The following is a 17,017-nucleotide window of genomic DNA, read 5'->3' as shown; positions in this document are numbered from 1 at the left end:
CATGGAATTCGGCTGGACTCCCAAACAAAACGAGTATCGACAACGCGTGCGCACCGCGTTGGACGAGCTCCTCCCGGACAACTGGGATGAGTTCTACGTCAAGCGCAGCTATGCCTCCGACGAAGCGATGGAGTTCTCGCGCTGGTTTTGCGCCGAGCTCGCCAAGCGAGGACTGTTGGTGCCGCACTGGCCGACCGAGTACGGCGGCAACGCCGGAGAGGACTGGGAGCATTTCATCCTCGGCGAAGAGATGAAAGCGGCTGGCGAGCCTCGCGGCGGCCAGTACATGAACATCAACTGGATCGGACCCGTGCTCATGAAGTACGGCACCGAGGAGCAGAAGCGCGAGCACCTGGGCGGCATCGCGAGCGGCAAGGTCATCTGGTGCCAGGGTTTCTCCGAGCCGAATGCGGGCACGGATCTCGCAGCGTTGAAGACCAAAGCGGAGCGTCGCGACGATCACTACATCGTCAACGGCGGCAAGATCTGGACGTCCTACGCGCGCAAGGCCGATTGGTGCATCCTGCTGGTGCGTACAGGGTCCGAGCGCAAGGACATTACCGTGCTGCTCGTCCCGATGAATTCGCCCGGCATTCGCGTCGCGTCCTATTCCGGGCTGGTGAAAGACGGTCATCTCAACGAAGTGTTCTTCGAAGACGTGCGCGTGCCGGTGGGCGCACGGGTCGGCGAGGAGAACCGTGGCTGGGAAATCATTACGCACGCGCTGTCGTACGAGCGCGTTGGCGTGCCGCGATATCACGTTGGCCTCGAGGCGCTCGACATGATGGTCGAGAAGTTACAGAGCGAGGGGCGCTGGGACGACGCCGTCATCCAGACGCTCGCCGGCGAGCTGGTCGCCAAGTTCGAGGCGGCTCGCTTGCTGACGTATCGAGTGGTCGATCAGCGCGTGAAACGTCAGCCGCCGAACACCGACGCCAACCTGTCACGCATCTGTTCGCTCGAAGCCGTGCAGGATTTAATGGACTTCATCGCGCAGTTTGCACCGGATGCGCTGGCCGGCGGCCACCTGCTGCTCGACGACTACTATCGGATCAACACGCCCGCCGGCATTACCGGCGGCACCAACGAGATCCAACTCGATCTGGTGGCGCAACGCGGCCTCGGGCTGCCGAGGAAATGAGTCGATGGATTTCAAACTGACCGAGGAACAGTCCGCTCTCGTCGAGGCCGTGCAGGCCATTCTCGGCGATCATTCGGAGCTGACGGTGTCGAATCGCCACGGCTTCTGCCATTTCGATCACAAGCTGCAGCACCTGCTGCTCGAAAACGGCTTTCTCGACGCCGGTCGCGATCTGGGCGCGCTGGAAGCGGCGCTGGTCACAATCGAAGCGTCCCGTATTCCGGCGACGGTCGAGGTGGGCGCGTCCGCAATCGTCGCGGCTCGGCTGCTGCCCGATGAGCGAGTCGAAGGGCCCATTGCCTTGATCGGGGAGGGGGGCCTCGACAAGCCGGTCCGCAATCTTCCTGTGGCGCGCACCGCATTCGTGGAAAGCGGCGACGATGTACTCGTCCTCAAGATCGAGGCAAAAGACGTCGAAATCACGCCGTCTATTTATGCGTATCCGTTCGGACGCTTTCGTACCGAGCCGGATCTCACCCGATGCCAGCGCATCGTAGGCGCGGCGGTTCAGTTGAGGCAGTGGTGGCGTGTCGCGTTGGCCGCCGAATGTTCCGGTACGGCACAGAGTGCCATCGCTTTCACGATCGACCACGTCAACAACAGGCAGGTGCTCGGCCGTGCCGTCGGTTCGTATCAGAGCGTGCAGCACCGACTCGTGCAGTGTCACATGATTGCTCAGGGCATCCACTTCCTCACGCTACGCGCCGCCTGGAGCGGCGACCCTGCTCATGCGGACGAGGCGGCGTGCTATGCCCAGCAACACGTGCAGAAGTTCATGGTGGACCTGCATCAGTTCAATGGCGCCATGGGCGTGACCAATGAACACCTGCTGCATTTCTGGACCTATCGGCTGCGCGCGTTACAGAGTGAGGCCGGTGGTGCTCATGGAGCGGCGCGGAGCATTGCACGCGCTCGATGGGCGCGTTCATCGATGCCCAAGGTCGCGGGAGGGCGCGCATGACAGATGAAGCCGGCAACGAGCTTCGCGAAGCAATCCGCCCCGTGCTCGAGGGCAAGTGGGACGGCACGGTTGCACACTTTAAAGAAGGTCGGACGGCCCAAGCCGAAGATGAGCTATGGAACGAAGCGGCCTCGCTGGGCTGGTTCGGCGTAGCCATCGCGGAGGAGCACGGCGGTCTGGGCTTGGGTTATGCAGGCCTCGCTGTTCTCTATGAGGAGCTGGGGCGATATCTCGCGCCGTTGCCAGCGCTGCCGATGTTGCTGGCCGCCGAAGCGATTGCGCTCGCCGGCGATGACGCACAGAAGTCGATGTGGCTGCCGAAGATCGCAGCCGGCGAGATTCGCATCTCGATGGCGTTGCCGCTCAAAGGTGAGCCACTGCCTCGAGTGACTGCCGAAGGCGTGGTCAGCGGTCGTGTTCCTCACGTAGGCTGCGGCAGCAAGGTCGACTATCTGTTGCTGCCAGTCCGAAGTGAGCGCGGAGTCGACCTGGCGATCTTCGATGTGTCCGCGAAAGGTGTGGTTGTCACGCCCGCGCCGATCATCGATCTGACACGCTCGATGTGCACGGTCACCCTCGAGGGAGTGCAGACAGACGGCGCACGGCGACTACTGCTCACGGCCGAACAATGGGAGCGGTTGCTCGATCATGCGAGTGTCGCGCTCGCACTGGACAGCGTCGGCGGCGGCATGCACATCCTCGAGCGGACGGTCGCATACATGAGTGTGCGAACTCAGTTCGGGCGGCCGATCGGCTCATTCCAGGCGCTGAAACATCGCGCGGCCAGCTGGAAGGTTTGGCTCGAAGGCGCGCGTGCCTTGACCACTCAGGCGGCTTTGCAAGTGGCGAGTTCAGCGGCGAATGCTTCGTCCCTGGCGTCTTCGGCCAAGGCGTCGGCCTGCGATGTCTACACGGGGGTCGCTGGAGATGCAATTCAGCTCCATGGTGGGATCGGCTTCACGTGGGAGCACGAGTGTCACTTGTTCATGAAGCGGGCGCGATTGAATGCCGCATGGCTCGGCACACCGCTGCAACATCGCGAACGCGTGGCAGGGCTTTCCTTCGCGGCAGCGCTAGGCCCGGATTTTTCTCGCGGCGGACTGCTCGCCATTTCCTGATCGAGGGCGCGTCGTGATTGGATTAGCAGACAAGTCAGTGATCGTGACGGGTGGCGGCAGCGGCATCGGTCGCGCGGCTGTTGAGTTGCTGATCGGTCACGGTGCAATCGTTACCGTCGCTGACATCAACGAGGCGGGCGGCCGCGAGGTCGTGGACGCCGTGAATGCAGGCGGCGTGCGTCGTGCACAGTTTGTTCGTGCCAACGTTGCGGTTGAAACTGACGTGAAGGCGATGGTCGAAGCCGCGGAGTCTTTCGGCGGCCGTCTTGACGGAGCTATCAATGGCGCTGGCATCGGTCAGCTAGGCAAGAAAGTGCACGAGCTCGACGCGTCCGAATGGGATGCGCACATGGCGATCAACCTGCGCGGGATGTTCTTGTGCATGAAGTACGAGATCGCGGCGATGCTGAAAGTGGGCGGCGGCTCCATCGTGGCGATTTCCTCCGTTGCCGCGGTGATGGGGTTGACCACGAGCCCGGAGTACTGCGCGGGCAAGGCCGGCGTAAACGGGCTCGTGCGCGCTGCTGCGATCGACTACGCCAAGCAAGGCATTCGAATAAATGCACTGCTGCCGGGCGCCACGAATACGCCGCTGGCGATGAAGGCATTGGCCACGAAACCCAAGGATGTCGGCCCCATGACACTACCGAACGGCCGTCGGGCGGAGCCGATCGAGATTGCTCGCGGCGCCGTTTGGATGATCTCGGACGAGGCGTCTTATATGAATGGCCACTGCCTCACGCTCGACGGCGGCCTGTCGATTGTCTGAATATGGATCTCGGCATCTCCGGCCGAATGGCGTTGGTTTGCGGCGGTAGCCGCGGGATCGGCTATGCGACGGCTCGGCGACTCGCGAGCGAAGGCGCACGGGTAACGATTGTCGCTCGCACGCACGAGTCTGCGATGCGAGCTGTCGGTTCGCTACATCGTGAGACCGGCGGTGTCGTTGAGGGTCTCTTCGCGGATCTGAGCACGCCCGAGGGACGAGCAGGGATCATCGCGGCGTATCCGCACACGGACATCCTGATCGCTCACGCGGGCACTCCACAGCGGCCAGCGGAGTTCGAGTCGTTGTCGCGAACGGATTGGGAAGGGTGGTTCGATGCACATTTCTATTCCGCGCTCGATCTGATCCGCGCCTACACACCGGGCATGAAGCAGCGTCGTTTTGGACGCATCGTCAACGTCTCTGCGAGCTTCATCAAATTTCCGCAGATCAGGAACGGGCACTCGCATGCAGCGCGGCTGGCGCTTGCTGGTGCGATTGCAGCGCTGGTTCGCGAGCTTGCGCCATTCAATGTGACCATCAACAGCGTGCTGCCCGGGCTCGTGGACACCGATGCGCTACGTGGCGCGCTGAGCGAGCGCGCCCGACAACGAGGACTCTCCTTCGAAGCCGTGCTCGCAGAAACGATTCGGACCTGTCCGGCCGGACGCATCGCGAGCGCGGATGAAATGGGCGATCTGATCGCGACGCTGGCCGGCTCGCCGTTTGCGTTCATGACGGGGCAGAACGTCGTCGTCGACGGCGGCGCCTACCCCGGTTTGTTTTAACGACGCGGTTATTACAGCGTCTCTTCGGTACCGAACAAGGCCGTGCTGGTGAGCGTATCGCCCGGGCCACCGGTCATGAGCGAAAGCTTCGCATCGGGCACCTGATTGGTGGACGTACCGCGTAGTTGACGTACTGCTTCCGCCATCAAACCCATGCCGTGAATGAAGCCTTCGGCGAGATCGCCGCCCGAGGTGTTACAGGGCAGGGCGCCGTTGGGCGCGATCAGATTCTCGAAGCGGATGACTTCGCCTGCGTTCTCGAAAGTGCAGAAACCATGATCGATGAGGGCGCCGACGCCCATGCCGGTCATGTTCTGATACACCTGCAGGACGTCCACGTCTTTCGGCGCGTAGCCAGACTCGGCCCACATCCTGCGCGCGACGCCGGCCTGGCCGGCGGTGCTATACGGATGGATGTTTTCCTCTCGCGCGCCGCTGCCTTCGAGACCGCCCATGGGTGCGGAGAGAATGTAAGCGGGCTTCTGTTTGAGGTGTTTCGCGCGCTCGGCGGAAACAACGATCACCGCACAAGCCCCGTCGTTTTCGCGTGAGCAGTCGAACAGCCGATACGGCTCCGAGATCATTCGCGCATTCGCATAGGTCTGGTCATCGAGCACCGTATTGCGCCCATAGGCGCGAGGATTGTTGCGAGCGTGGTAGTAACACGCCTGGGCCATCGCACGAAGCGTTTCTGCCGGCACGCCATCGGCCTCGATCAGCCGCTGCGCGCGCAGAGCCAGAATCTGGACCGGCGATTCCAGGCCGTTCACGAGGTATTGTGCGGCGGTATCGTTCTGCGCGACGTTGATGCGCAAACGTTGTCCTGCGCTCTCGGCCATCGATCGATAGACCGCGACGACACTTGCCTGTCCGGCAACGATGGCGCTCGCAGCGATACTGAGTGCGCCAGGAATGCCGCCACCGTGGATCCAGCTGAGCGCTGCGAATCGAACTTCGCGCGTGCCCAGCGCAGGCATCAGCTTCTGCGCATCGCTACGTTCGGAGGCGTATGAAATGAACCCATCCACTTCGCTCGGCTGGATGCCTGCCTCTTCGCAGGCATCGACGATGGCGCGTACGCAAAGCTTCAGCTCGGGATCGGGCGACGTGCCACGCTTGTAATACGGTGTTTGACCGACGCCGACGATCGCTGTCTTGCCGCGAATGGTGCTCATCGGTGTGCCTCCAGCGTCCACTGGATGGAGGGATAATGTTTGCTCTTCTCTGAGGGTGGCAAGATCAGGCCGCGAACAGCTGCGCCAATTCGGAGGTTCTCTTCCGAGCCCTGCAGAATGCCCATGACGCGCGCGTTGCCAGCCGCGGGGATTTCGGCGAGCACGGTGACGTAGGGAACATCGGCGGCGCGCTCCTTCACCCGCTCGAACGCATAACACGTGCGCGTCCACGCATATACGGTGCCGACGGGTTCGAGCGGTGTCCAAACGAATTCCCACGAGCCACAAACACCGCAACGGTAGTGCGCGGGCCACGTCCATTGTCCGCAGCCGGAGCAACGAGGTAATTTGAATTCACCTTGTTCCAATGCGCGCCAGTATTCATCGTCGGCGCCGATGCCGCCGATGATTCGATGTTGCTCGTAAGAAAATTGCATGACATCTCCAATCAGACGATGTGCGATAGGCGAACCGAGGTGCGTCTGCCGCCGTGGCATCTAAACACACCTCAGTCCGCGATGAAATCGAAGTGCTCGACGGCCTCGCTCTCGAGATCCAGTACGGCACAGCTCGAAATGAAGCCCTGCGAAGTAGGTCGGCCTTCGCCCGTCGAGCCGGGATTGATCACCAATGTCCCGGCAACGCGCGTGGCGACCGGGCAGTGGATGTGTCCATACATGACGATGTCGGCCGCGACCTCGCCAAAACGTTTGAACTCGCTCGACGATGGAAGGATGTAGGCGCCGCCCGATTCCCACGGCGTGCTGTGAACGAGCAGTACTCGCTTGCCTTCGAGTTGCAGCTCTCTGCGCTTCTGTTGTCGTGACAACCAGATCAACAGCTCTGGCTCGATCCAATCTTCGGCGCGCGCTCGCATTCCTTGCGCGCTGAAAAAAACTTCTTCGTGATTGCCCCAGATCGTGCAGACATCGCGATCGCGCAGCTCACGCACCACCTCATTCGAAAAACGAAACTGGTTGATGCAGTCGCCCAGGCAGATCCAACGATCGACGTCGCCCATCAAGTCGAACGCCCGGCGCAGTGCACCGGGGTTCGCGTGGATATCGGAAACGATGCCGAGCTTCATGTTCAGGGCTTGACGGCGGAGCACTCACTTTGGTGTACTTTATCGTAACAGACGTGCGATAAACGCACAAAACGAATTTGGCTTACGAAGAGTCCAGGGCAGGAGTCGCGTGGGCTGCCAGCAGAAGGCAGTGCAGGGCACTGCGTGCGAGGGGGCGATGACGAACTCCGGGCTTGGTAAGAAATTTGTCTGCGGCTTGACGGCCTTTGCCGGATGGGCGGCCACGTCAACGGTGCTGGCTCAGGTCCAGTCCGAAGCTGCTCCCACGACGGTGCAACCAGCATCCGTCGGGCCAGAAGAGGTCATCGTCACGGCACGCCGTCGCGATGAACGACTGCAAGACGTCCCACTCGCGGTAACAGCGGTCAGCTCCGCGGAATTGCAGCATCAAAACATTCTATCCGTCGCGCAACTCTCGCAAGCTGCGCCAGCGCTCGTGACGGTGCCCGCCTCCGGTGGCGGTCGATCGCAACCGGTTTTCACGATCCGTGGATTGAGCGCTCAGGAATTGTCGGTGATCGGCGATCCCTCGGTATCGACCTATCTGGGCGATGTGGTCATGGCTCGAACGCAAGGCATGAATGCCGCGCTCTTCGACGTTGGATCGATTGAAATCCTGCGCGGTCCGCAGGGCACGCTGTTCGGCCGCAACACAACTGGTGGCGCCGTCGTCATCCGACCCAACAGGCCTACCGATCGATTCGAAGGAAGGGTTGCTTTGACCGGCGGCAACTTCGAGACGTTCAACACCGAGGCGATGATCAACGTGCCCGTGGGCGAGCTGTTGAAAGTTCGCGTCGCGGCCGTGAATCGCAAGGACGATGGCTTCGTTTACGACGAGTTGCTCGGTCGGAACATCAACGACACCGATCAACAGGCTGCGCGCGTTTCGGCGCTGCTGACGCTTCCCGGCGATGCCGAGGTGCTCACGGTTTACGACTACTTCCGCGATGACAGTGGAAGTACCCCTGGCTTCATCAAGCATGTGAACCCGAATGGCTCGTTCAACGGCGAGGCGTACCGGGCAGCGCGGGGTTATCGGCCGCTCGAGACGCTGCTGTCGGAGCAGCAAGCGCGCGGCATCTATCGTGTCGCAAACGGCACACCGTTGTTCAACGACATCAAGACGCACACGTTCTCGAACACGATTACGGTGCCGCTCAGCGACGATGTAAGCATCAAGAACATCCTGGGCTATCGCACAGTCTGGGACGAGTTGCGCGATGACGTCGATGGCACCGAGAGCGCGCTGTTTCCCCAGGAACGCAACGATCGCGGGCACCAGGTGAGCGAAGAATTCCAACTGCTCGGCACGGCGGGGCGCCTGGACTGGATCACCGGCTTGTATTACTTCCGCGAGAAGGGTCGCACTCAGGCGGAGTCCTACGCCGGAGCAGTCGATCCGGGGCCGATCGAGCCGCGGCATGTCGAAGAGTACGAGGGGCCTGCCTATTCCATCACCGATGTCGCGGGAGAAAACACCAGCTATGCGGTGTTTGCTCAAGGCACCTATGAGTTGCTGGATGGCCTGAAGCTGACGGCGGGCGCGCGCTACACCCGCGATGAGCGCGAGGCGACGATTCGTAATCGCACTCGGAGCGCATGCCGTTTTACGCTAGACCAGGACGGCGATCCCGCGACGCCGGAAACGACGCCGGCATTGGGCGACTGTGCAGTCACCAACGATGCGTCGTTCTCCGAGCCGACGTACAACATCAGTCTCGATTATCAGTTTGCGGATTCGAAGCTGGTCTACCTCGCACATCGCCATGGCTATCGCAGCGGTGGCTTCGGATCTCGCGCAGCTTCGCAGGCGGGCCTGGCTCGCACCTTCGAGCCTGAATCGGTGGATGACGTCGAGATCGGCTTGAAAGCCGATTGGCGGCCCGGCGATGTGTTCTTGCGGACCAATCTGGCCGCTTATTACTCGAAGTACGAAGACATCCAGCGCATCCTGACCGATCCGAACGTGGCGCCGGTTACGGCGGTCACTACCAACGCGGGCCGCGCGCGCATCCAGGGCATCGAGGCTGAGCTCATGGTGCGTCCCATCGAGTCGCTGGAGTTGTCCGCCGACTACGCTTATACCGACGCGGAGTTCACCGAGTTCATCGCACCGGACGGCACGGACTTATCCAACGCGCCGTTCGCACGCGCACCCAAGAACGTATATACGTTCGGGGCTCGCTACACGCTGCCGATCGATGCGAGTCGCGGAGACATCTCGTTGGGCGGCTCCTTCTATCACGTCGACGAGTACAGTGCGGTCGACGACGTCATTCCCGGCGTCACCGGCGTCGCGGCGCGGGAGCTCGTCAACGCCGACGTGAGCTGGAACGCCGTGCTGGGCTCGCGTTTCGATGTGTCTGCGTACGTGACCAATCTGCTCGATAAGCAGAACAGCTCCCTGTTCGTGACGTTGAACGGGCTGGGCTTCACCAGCCATATCGCCGAGGAACCGCGGCGCTACGGCGTCAGCGTGCGCTATCACTTCGGGGAGTGAGCCGGCCTTGTCCACGAGCGGGCCGAGCACCCTGCGGCAGCAAGCCGGCGCGTCATGGCTGGTCGCGGTGTTGTTTACGTGCTGTTTCACGTTGTCGTATGTGGATCGGCATGTCATCAGCCTGCTGGTCGAGCCGATCAAGTCGGCGCTGGTCTTGAGCGATACCCAGATCGGTGTCATTCAAGGTCTGAGCTTCTCGGTGTTCTACGTGCTCGCCAGCCTGCCACTGGCGCACCTGTCGGATCGAGGCAATCGTCCTCGGATCATCGCGGCGTGTATCGCGGTGTGGAGCTGCATGACCATGCTCTGCGGACTGGCCGTCAACTTCTGGCACCTGCTGCTGGCTCGCATTGGCGTAGCAGCGGCGGAGTCGGGTTTGCCGCCGGCCGCCTTGACGATGATGGCCGACACGTACGATCCCAAACGTTTGGTGCGGGCCACGTCGATCTTCATGCTCGCGCCCTATCTTGGTGGAGCGATCGCGCTCGTCGGAGGCGGCGCCATTTACGCTGCCGTTGCGCAAACTCCGTGGCCCGCGATTCCAGGCATCGGACCCCTCGACTCGTGGCAGTGGGTTTTCATCATGGCTGGCGCGCCGGGAATGCTGGTGGCGTTGATCGTGCTTTGTTTGCTGAAGGAGCCGAGGACCGAGGCCAGCGGCAAATCCGATGCAACGGTGGCGGAGCTGGTGACCTTTCTTCGTACCGATTGGCGGCCACTCATGGCGTACATCGTCGCCACCGCCTTGGTCGTGCTGCTGTTCAATGCGCAGGTCGCCTGGGTGCCGGCAGCGTTGATGCGTGCTCATGGCATGGACGCGCACACCGTCGGCCTCTTGTTCGGTCCCGTATTTCTCGTGGCAGGCGCCATCGGCACACTGGGGGCCGGCATGATTTTGGGGAAGGCGCGGGGCGATGTGGTGACCAGCACGGTCCGCCTGATGCGCCTTTGTGCGTTGGTCGCGCTGCCGGCGGCCGTCATCGGGCCGCAGATCGCTTCTGTCTGGATTCAGCTCACGGTTGTGGGTGTTTCACTTCTGTGCAGCAGCGCCATCCTCGGTATGTCTACCGTGCCACTGCAGTTCATTGCACCCAAGCCGTTGCGGGCGCGAATCATGGCGCTGCAAGGACTGGTTTGCGCATTGATCGGGACGGGGCTCGGACCGTTGCTGGTCGGCGTGCTGAGCGACCAGCTCGATACCTTTGCTTCGCAGTCATTGACAGTCGCGCTGTCGGTCATCGCCGTCGGCACCGTTCCCTTGTCTTATCTCTTGCTCGGGAGCGCGCTTCGATCTTTCGATAGTTCCGCTCGAGCATCGCGGCCAGAGCGCAGTGCTCTGTTCAGTCATCCGCCCGTGCCCGTTCCCGAGGAGTAGTTCATGAGTCAAGGCACCAGCAGCGTCCGCGTCGATAGCAATGTCGCGCAGCGGTTGATCGAGCATATTCGTAACAAGACGACCGATACCGCGCCATCGGAGCTGCGCATTCCGATCGACCAGTTCGTGAACCCGGCGCGAGCGGATGCCGAGATCGCGCTGTTGAAGCGCTTGCCGGTAATCGTCGCGCATGAGTCCGAGCTGAAAGATACGGGCAGCTATGTGACACGCGAAGTCCTGGGCGTGGCGTTACTCATCGTGCGACAGAGCGACGGCAGCGTGGCCGCGTTTCATAACATGTGCCGACATCGAGGCGGCCGGGTCGAGCAGGCCGCGGCGGGCAGCAAGCGCGTGTTCATGTGTCAGTACCATGGCTGGGCCTACAACTCCGAAGGCGGAAATTTGCGCCATGTTCCCTATGAAGAATCGTTCGGCGAGATCGACCGGTCCTGCAACGGTTTGAAGCGTTTCACCACGCACGTGAGGCACGGTTTCGTTCTGGTCGAATTGTCGAGCCCGCCGGGTCGCTCGATCGCCGGGTACTTCGGTCCCGAAGTCGATGCGGAGCTCGCGCCCTGGGGTCTGGAGCGCTCGCAGATCTTCCTCGACAAGTCTTTCACGCTCAATATCAACTGGAAGCTGGTGATGGACGGCGCCGTGGACAGCATGCATCCACAGTTCCTGCACGTGGGTGGCGTGGGCAAGCTCGTGGCCACGCACACCGCTGTGTTTCAGGCCTACGGCAAGCACGGCAAGTTATTTCAACCGCGTCGCAAGCTGGAACAGCTGGTGCGAGAGGGCGCGGAGCTGGAAGGCAGCTCCAAGTACATCAGCTCACTGCTGCTGCTCTATCCCAATGCGCTGATCATTGGCGCGCCCGATCATGTCGAGTTCTGGACCGTGTGGCCGGTGCCTGGCAATCCGAACCAATCCACGGTGCATATCCGTTTCCTGGTGCGTCCGGAGATTCTCAGTCCCGAAATGGAAAGCCGCATCAACGCCAGCTGGGACATCCTGGCCAATGCGGCCACCCAAGAGGACTGGCCGATGGAAGAGTTCATTCAAAAAAATGCGCAGGCGAATCCCGAAGGCACGTTCGTCTATGGCAAGAACGAGCGCGCGGCCCAGCATCTGCACTGGCAGTTGATCGAGGATCTCGGCAACGGCGCGTCCTGAGCCTATGGCTGGCTACGATTTTCTGCGGGGACTGAGGGTCCTGGAAGTAGCGCAGCTCGGGCCGTCCAGCCTGGGCGGCTATCTCGCCGACATGGGCGCCGAAGTCATCAAGATCGAAGGCGCCGATGGCGATCCGGTGCGCCATACCGGCTCGCCCGCGATCGGTGCGCCGGACGGCGTCGGCTTGCTCCACCTGCGCTGGAATCGCGGCAAGAAAAGTGTGGGTGTGAATCTCGCGAGCGAGCAGGGCCGGCACGTTTTCCGGCGGCTCGCGGCGACGTGCGATGTCGTGATCGAAGGGATGCGCGCCGGATTCCTGGAGCGGCTCGGCCTGGGCTTCGACACGCTGCGAGCTGATAACCGAAAGCTTGTTTTCTGTTCATTGTCGGGCCTTGGCAGTACCGGCCCTTATCGCACGCTCGGCTCGCATGCGCCCGCATTCGATGCATTCGCGGCGCTGTCTTCGACCAATCTGTATGCGCTGACGAGTGCCGAAAGAGCCAATGCGGATTGGGCGCCGATTGGAATGAACGCAATGGGGTTGAATGCGGCATTGGGCACGTTGGCCGCAATCATTCGCGCGCGAGCGACAGGAGAGGGCGCAATGATCGAAGTGACTGGTGCGGAATCGGCTGCCCACTGGCTACCGGACGGGGTCGACCGGGCGCTCAATGCGGGGCAGTCGCATGAGCGACCGGGCTTCGCGCACGAAGATGGCAGGATGATTGGTTGGCCGCGCTTGCACGCTTACGAGACGAGCGACGGCCGTCAGATCTTTTTCCAGGCAACGCGGCCGAAATTCTGGGAACGGTTTTGCCAGGCTGTGGAGCGCGTCGATCTGCTCGCCGCCACTGACGAGCTCATCTTCCGCGAGCTCACAACCATCTTCCGTACCCGTGCCGCTGGCGAGTGGATGGCGCTGTTTCTGTCCAAGGGCATCGCGGGCGGTCCAGTCAACACGGTCGAGAGTCTCGCGACTGACCCTCATTTTCTGGCGCGCGACAACGTTTATGAAGTTCGCGGCTCCGACGGCAATGTATTACGCCTTGCCACCACGCCGGTGAAGACGTCGGGGCAGCGATTCGCGCCGGAGCTTGCGCCCGAGCAGTGGCAACACACGCAGCAGGTGCTCGCCGCGACCCTCGCTCTGGATGCAGAAGAGATGCGCGGTCTGCTCAGTCAGGGCGCGATCTATTCTCGAGAACGTCGCTGAGAAACATTTCATGTCGACCATCAATCTTCATCAGATGCTGCGTTTCTGGGCCACGCGCTGGCCGCAGCGACACGCGATTCGATGCGCCGGCCGCGATGTCAGCTGGGGGGAGTTGCATCGTCGCAGCGATGAGATCGCGGCAGGGCTGCACCGGCTCGGCGTCAGTAAGGGCGATCGCATCGGCATTCTCATGCACAATCGCGTCGAGTTCATCGAGACGATGCTCGGCGTCATCAAAGCCGGCGGCGCGGTCACGTTGCTCAATGTCCGATTCACGTCGCGAGAGATGATGTACCCGATTGTCGATGCGGGCATCGACGTTGTGGTTACGGAGCGCGCGCTGGTGGAACTGTTGTCGGAGGCGGAGCGCGAGAATCCGAAGTTGAAGGTGTACTCGGTCGACCGAGTCGACGGCTGCGGATTGCTGGACGATCTCAGAATCTCGGGGGCAATCGCACCCGAGCTGCAAATCGGCTCGGAGGATGTCGCTCTCGTTTGTTACACGTCGGGAACGACTGGCTTTCCCAAGGGGGCCATGCTGACTCACGGCAACATTCGTGAGTCGGCGCTGGCAAGCAACATCCCGTCCGGCATGACGTTCGCCGATCGCTTGCTGGTGTCATTGCCGCTGGCATACACCTGGGCAAGCTGTCAGTACCTGCGCGAAGCCATCGTCACGGGCGCCACGGCGACGATCGTCGAGCCGCGCAGCGATGTGGATCAGCTGATCGATCTGCTGGTGGGCGAGAAGATCACCGCCTGGTCGAGCGTACCGGTCTTGTTCGAACGGATCGCAAATAGTCCGCGCTTCGGCTCCGAGAATTTCTCCAACCTGCGTCACGCGGTGACGGGCGGCGCCTCATTGCATCTACTGCGTTCCTGGCAAAATCTCGGCGTACCTATCACGCAGGCATACGGGCTCACGGAGACCGCCGGCCACGTAACCCTGCTGTTCGCGGACGATGCCGAACGCAAGCTCGGCACCGCGGGCCGGCCGGTGATGAATGTCGATCTGCGGATCGTCGATGAGCACGGCGCCGTGCTCGCGACGGGCCAGGCCGGTGAGATCTCGGTCCGAGGCCCCACGGTGATGAAGGGCTATCTCAACAAGCCTGAGGCGACTGCGACCGTGATGGAAGCCGGCTGGCTGCGCACCGGCGATATGGGCTGCTTCGATGATGAGGGTTTTCTCAAGGTCGTGGATCGCAGCAAGGACATGTTGAAGTCCGGCGGCCTGAACGTCTATCCGGCGGAACTGGAGCGAGTGCTCGCCGGGGTGCCCGGGCTCGAAGAGTTCGCCATCATCGGTGTCGGCGACGAGCGCTGGGGCGAAGTCCCAATGATCGTCACTCACGGCAGCAGGCCGCTGGATGTGAGCAAGCTGAAAGAATGCTGTGTGCGAGAGCTTGCGGACTACAAGCGACCCAAGTACGTCATCGAACACGGCAAGCCACTGCCGAGAACGATCTCCGGGAAGATCCTGAAGCGGGAGCTCCGCCGGGAGTATCCCAAGGCGCCGGCGAGCGCCACGCACCTGAGAGATTGACGCATTACCGGGCGGGGCCACGCCGATCCCTGCCGCCCGCAGTCGCTCGATGCCGGCCGCCGACGTAGAATCCGCTCGTCGGCCGAACCTCGTTGTCCGCTCATGCGTCTGCTCGTCGTTGAAGATTCTGCTCCCCTTAGCGCCGCCTTGCTCAAAAGCCTGAAGGGCGAAGGTTATAACTGCGATCATGCCGGCGATGGCAGGGCGGCACTGCGCTTCATCGACGCCTACGAATTCGACCTGGTCGTGCTGGATCTGATGCTGCCGCAACTGGATGGGTTCGCGGTCTTGCGGGCACTTCGACAGCGCAGCTGTCCGACCTGGGTGCTGGTGTTGTCTGCGCCGGATCAGGTGGCCGACCGGGTGGCCGCGCTCGATTCAGGCGCCAACGACTACCTCGTCAAACCGTTTGCGCTGGACGAGTTGCTGGCGAGGCTGCGTGCGTTGAGTCGCCGGCCGACCGACGATCCGCGGCCAGTGCTGGCGCACGGCGAGCTGCATCTTGAAATAGTTTCGCGTGTGGCGCGCTGGCAAGGGGAGGCTTTGCAACTTACTCCCAAAGAGTTCGCCCTGTTGGAATTATTGTTGCGCTCTCGTGGGCGAGTCCTGTCACGCACGCAGATCTTCGAGAAGTTGTATGCGAGCGCGAGCAACTCGTCCGACAAAGCGGTGGAAGTCATCATGAGCACGCTCCGTTCGAAGCTTGCCAAGGCAGGTGCGGGCGATCCGGTGCAGACCCGGCGCGGGTTCGGATATGTCATCGCCTGAAGCGAATCTCTGGTCCATCCGGCGCCGTTTGACCGTCAGACTGACGCTTGCCCTTGGAGCGGTGCTGGCGGTGCTGGTCCTGTTGATGGACTACCGTATCGATGCCGGCGTGTACGACCATCTGGATACGGTGCTGGCGGATCAGGCTCGCAGTGTGACTTATGCGCTGAAGTACAACGATCCCGCCACGCTCGAGCAGCTGCTGCCTCATTACGCCATCCCGGGGCACACCGAGTTCTTCACTGTTTACGATGCCGATGCGCGCATGGTGCTCACATCGGCCAACAGTGCTGGGGTGGCCATTGCCGCGCCGGGCCGCGATCCAAATCTGCCCTTTTACTACGACGTACTCACACCGGACGGGCACAGCGCTCGCGCGCTCGCAGTGGCATTGGATGGGCACGAAACGGGTCGGCTACTGATCGTAGCTACCGAACGCGAAGCATGGGACAACGCCGAAGGTGGCATTCATTCCGTGCTGCTCGGAGGCGTTGCGTTCACGATCATCGTGGTGTTGTTGCTCGTGCAATGGGTGGTGAGGGGGGCGTTTGCTCCACTGCTCGAGCAAGGCGCGCGTATCGCCAGAATGGATGCCGAGAAGCCGCCTGAGCGGGTGGGGGAACATCTGCCCGCCGAGCTTGCGCCATTCGCAGACGCGTTCGACAGCGGCATTGCCAAACTTTACGGTGCGATCGAGCGGGAGCGCCGCTTCTCGCGTGACATTGCTCATGAGCTACGCACCCCTTTGGCGGAGACGCGCATGACCGCGGAGGTCGCCTTGGGCGATGGCGACAGCGCCGCCTTGCGCAGCGGTCTGGTCACTGCGATTGCCGCAACCGAACGCATGCAGCGGAGCGTGGACACGCTACTGGCGCTGGCGAGATTCGAATCTGGTCAGGAAGCACCGGCGCTGGATCCGTTGGATGTAGTTCAGCTGGCGACGATCCAGGTCGAAGCGCTGCGCCGTGCGGCCGAAGCCAACCAGATCGTGCTGGCGCTGCATGCGCCAGCGGAGGCATGGGTGCACAGTGACATCGGTATCCTCGAGCGCATTCTCACCAACTTACTGCAGAACGCGGTCGACTATGCGCCAGCCGGCAGTGCCGTGCATTGTTCTATCGATCCCGTCCAGTCTGGTGCAGGGTCCGCGCATTTAATTTGCATCGACAACGAAGCGCCACAACTGACGCAGGCGGACCTGAGGCACCTCGGCACGCGTTTTTGGCGTAAGCCGAACGAGGGCGGCACGGAAAAACACGCGGGCCTTGGGCTCGCGCTCGCATTGGCGCTCGCGCGCTCACTCGACGTGCGGTTGGATTTCGAGCTGCGCGACTCACGCTTGCATGTAAAGCTCGGTCCACTTCCAGCTTTGTGATCGCGCCGACTCACGGCGACCAAAG

General features: G+C 62.1%; 15 protein-coding genes. 12 read left to right on the top strand and 3 right to left on the bottom strand.

The window, feature by feature from the left end:
• Position 1: 1 nt before the first annotated feature.
• Genes GYH35_RS02490 through GYH35_RS02470 form a run of 5 tightly spaced genes read left to right on the top strand, consistent with a single transcriptional unit; the run spans position 2 to position 4,774 of the window.
• Entirely contained in the window at positions 2-1,141 is a 1,140-nt protein-coding gene (locus GYH35_RS02490) for an acyl-CoA dehydrogenase family protein (RefSeq protein ID WP_161827575.1), read from the top strand.
• Positions 1,142-1,145: 4 nt separating this feature from the next.
• Entirely contained in the window at positions 1,146-2,102 is a 957-nt protein-coding gene (locus GYH35_RS02485) for an acyl-CoA dehydrogenase family protein (RefSeq protein WP_161813743.1), read from the top strand.
• The gene (locus GYH35_RS02480) at positions 2,099-3,220 is read left to right on the top strand and encodes an acyl-CoA dehydrogenase family protein (protein WP_161813744.1); all 1,122 of its coding nucleotides are present in this window, start codon (positions 2,099-2,101) and stop codon (positions 3,218-3,220) included. Before GYH35_RS02485 ends, GYH35_RS02480 begins: the two co-directional genes overlap by 4 nt.
• A 13-nt stretch (positions 3,221-3,233) precedes the next feature.
• Entirely contained in the window at positions 3,234-3,989 is a 756-nt protein-coding gene (locus tag GYH35_RS02475; RefSeq protein ID WP_161813745.1) for an SDR family NAD(P)-dependent oxidoreductase, read from the top strand.
• A 2-nt stretch (positions 3,990-3,991) separates the two neighbouring features.
• Entirely contained in the window at positions 3,992-4,774 is a 783-nt protein-coding gene (locus GYH35_RS02470) for an SDR family oxidoreductase (RefSeq protein WP_161827574.1), read from the top strand.
• 11 nt (positions 4,775-4,785) lie between these two features.
• Here GYH35_RS02470 and GYH35_RS02465 read toward each other — a convergent pair whose 3' ends face one another.
• The 3 genes from GYH35_RS02465 to GYH35_RS02455 all read right to left on the bottom strand — a co-directional run bounded on the left by GYH35_RS02465 (position 4,786) and on the right by GYH35_RS02455 (position 7,036).
• Positions 4,786-5,949 carry a thiolase C-terminal domain-containing protein gene (locus GYH35_RS02465; RefSeq protein ID WP_161813747.1) on the bottom strand — a complete coding sequence of 388 codons (1,164 nt, stop codon included), beginning with the start codon at positions 5,947-5,949 and terminating at the stop codon, positions 4,786-4,788.
• Positions 5,946-6,386, bottom strand: a complete 441-nt coding sequence (locus GYH35_RS02460; protein WP_161813748.1) for a Zn-ribbon domain-containing OB-fold protein — start codon at positions 6,384-6,386, stop codon at positions 5,946-5,948. Before GYH35_RS02460 ends, GYH35_RS02465 begins: the two co-directional genes overlap by 4 nt.
• 71 nt (positions 6,387-6,457) lie before the next feature.
• Positions 6,458-7,036, bottom strand: a complete 579-nt coding sequence (locus GYH35_RS02455; protein WP_161827573.1) for a metallophosphoesterase family protein — start codon at positions 7,034-7,036, stop codon at positions 6,458-6,460.
• A 157-nt stretch (positions 7,037-7,193) separates the two neighbouring features.
• Between GYH35_RS02455 and GYH35_RS02450 the strand changes: the two genes are divergently transcribed.
• The 7 genes from GYH35_RS02450 (at position 7,194) to GYH35_RS02420 (ending at position 16,992) form a co-directional block, all read left to right on the top strand.
• Entirely contained in the window at positions 7,194-9,539 is a 2,346-nt protein-coding gene (locus GYH35_RS02450; RefSeq protein ID WP_161827572.1) for a TonB-dependent receptor, read from the top strand.
• A 7-nt stretch (positions 9,540-9,546) separates the two neighbouring features.
• A complete protein-coding gene (locus GYH35_RS02445) occupies positions 9,547-10,914 on the top strand; it encodes an MFS transporter (protein WP_161813751.1) in 1,368 nt (455 codons plus the stop codon).
• Positions 10,915-10,917: 3 nt separating this feature from the next.
• Entirely contained in the window at positions 10,918-12,090 is a 1,173-nt protein-coding gene (locus GYH35_RS02440; protein ID WP_161813752.1) for an aromatic ring-hydroxylating oxygenase subunit alpha, read from the top strand.
• A 4-nt stretch (positions 12,091-12,094) separates the two neighbouring features.
• On the top strand, positions 12,095-13,303 hold the full coding sequence (locus GYH35_RS02435) for a CaiB/BaiF CoA transferase family protein (protein ID WP_161813753.1): 1,209 nt from the start codon (positions 12,095-12,097) through the stop codon (positions 13,301-13,303).
• A 10-nt stretch (positions 13,304-13,313) separates the two neighbouring features.
• Positions 13,314-14,849, top strand: a complete 1,536-nt coding sequence (locus GYH35_RS02430; RefSeq protein WP_161813754.1) for a class I adenylate-forming enzyme family protein — start codon at positions 13,314-13,316, stop codon at positions 14,847-14,849.
• 102 nt (positions 14,850-14,951) lie between these two features.
• Positions 14,952-15,617 (top strand): response regulator transcription factor, encoded by a 666-nt coding sequence (locus GYH35_RS02425; protein WP_161827571.1) that lies wholly within the window; start codon positions 14,952-14,954, stop codon positions 15,615-15,617.
• Entirely contained in the window at positions 15,604-16,992 is a 1,389-nt protein-coding gene (locus tag GYH35_RS02420) for a sensor histidine kinase (protein WP_161813756.1), read from the top strand. The genes GYH35_RS02425 and GYH35_RS02420 overlap by 14 nt, the downstream gene beginning before the upstream one ends.
• Positions 16,993-17,017: the final 25 nt, after the last annotated feature.

This window comes from Steroidobacter agaridevorans (assembly GCF_009932555.1).
Classification (GTDB): domain Bacteria; phylum Pseudomonadota; class Gammaproteobacteria; order Steroidobacterales; family Steroidobacteraceae; genus Steroidobacter; species Steroidobacter agaridevorans.
Note: the sequence above shows the minus strand (reverse complement) of the source record. Positions and strands in the feature narration are given on the sequence as shown.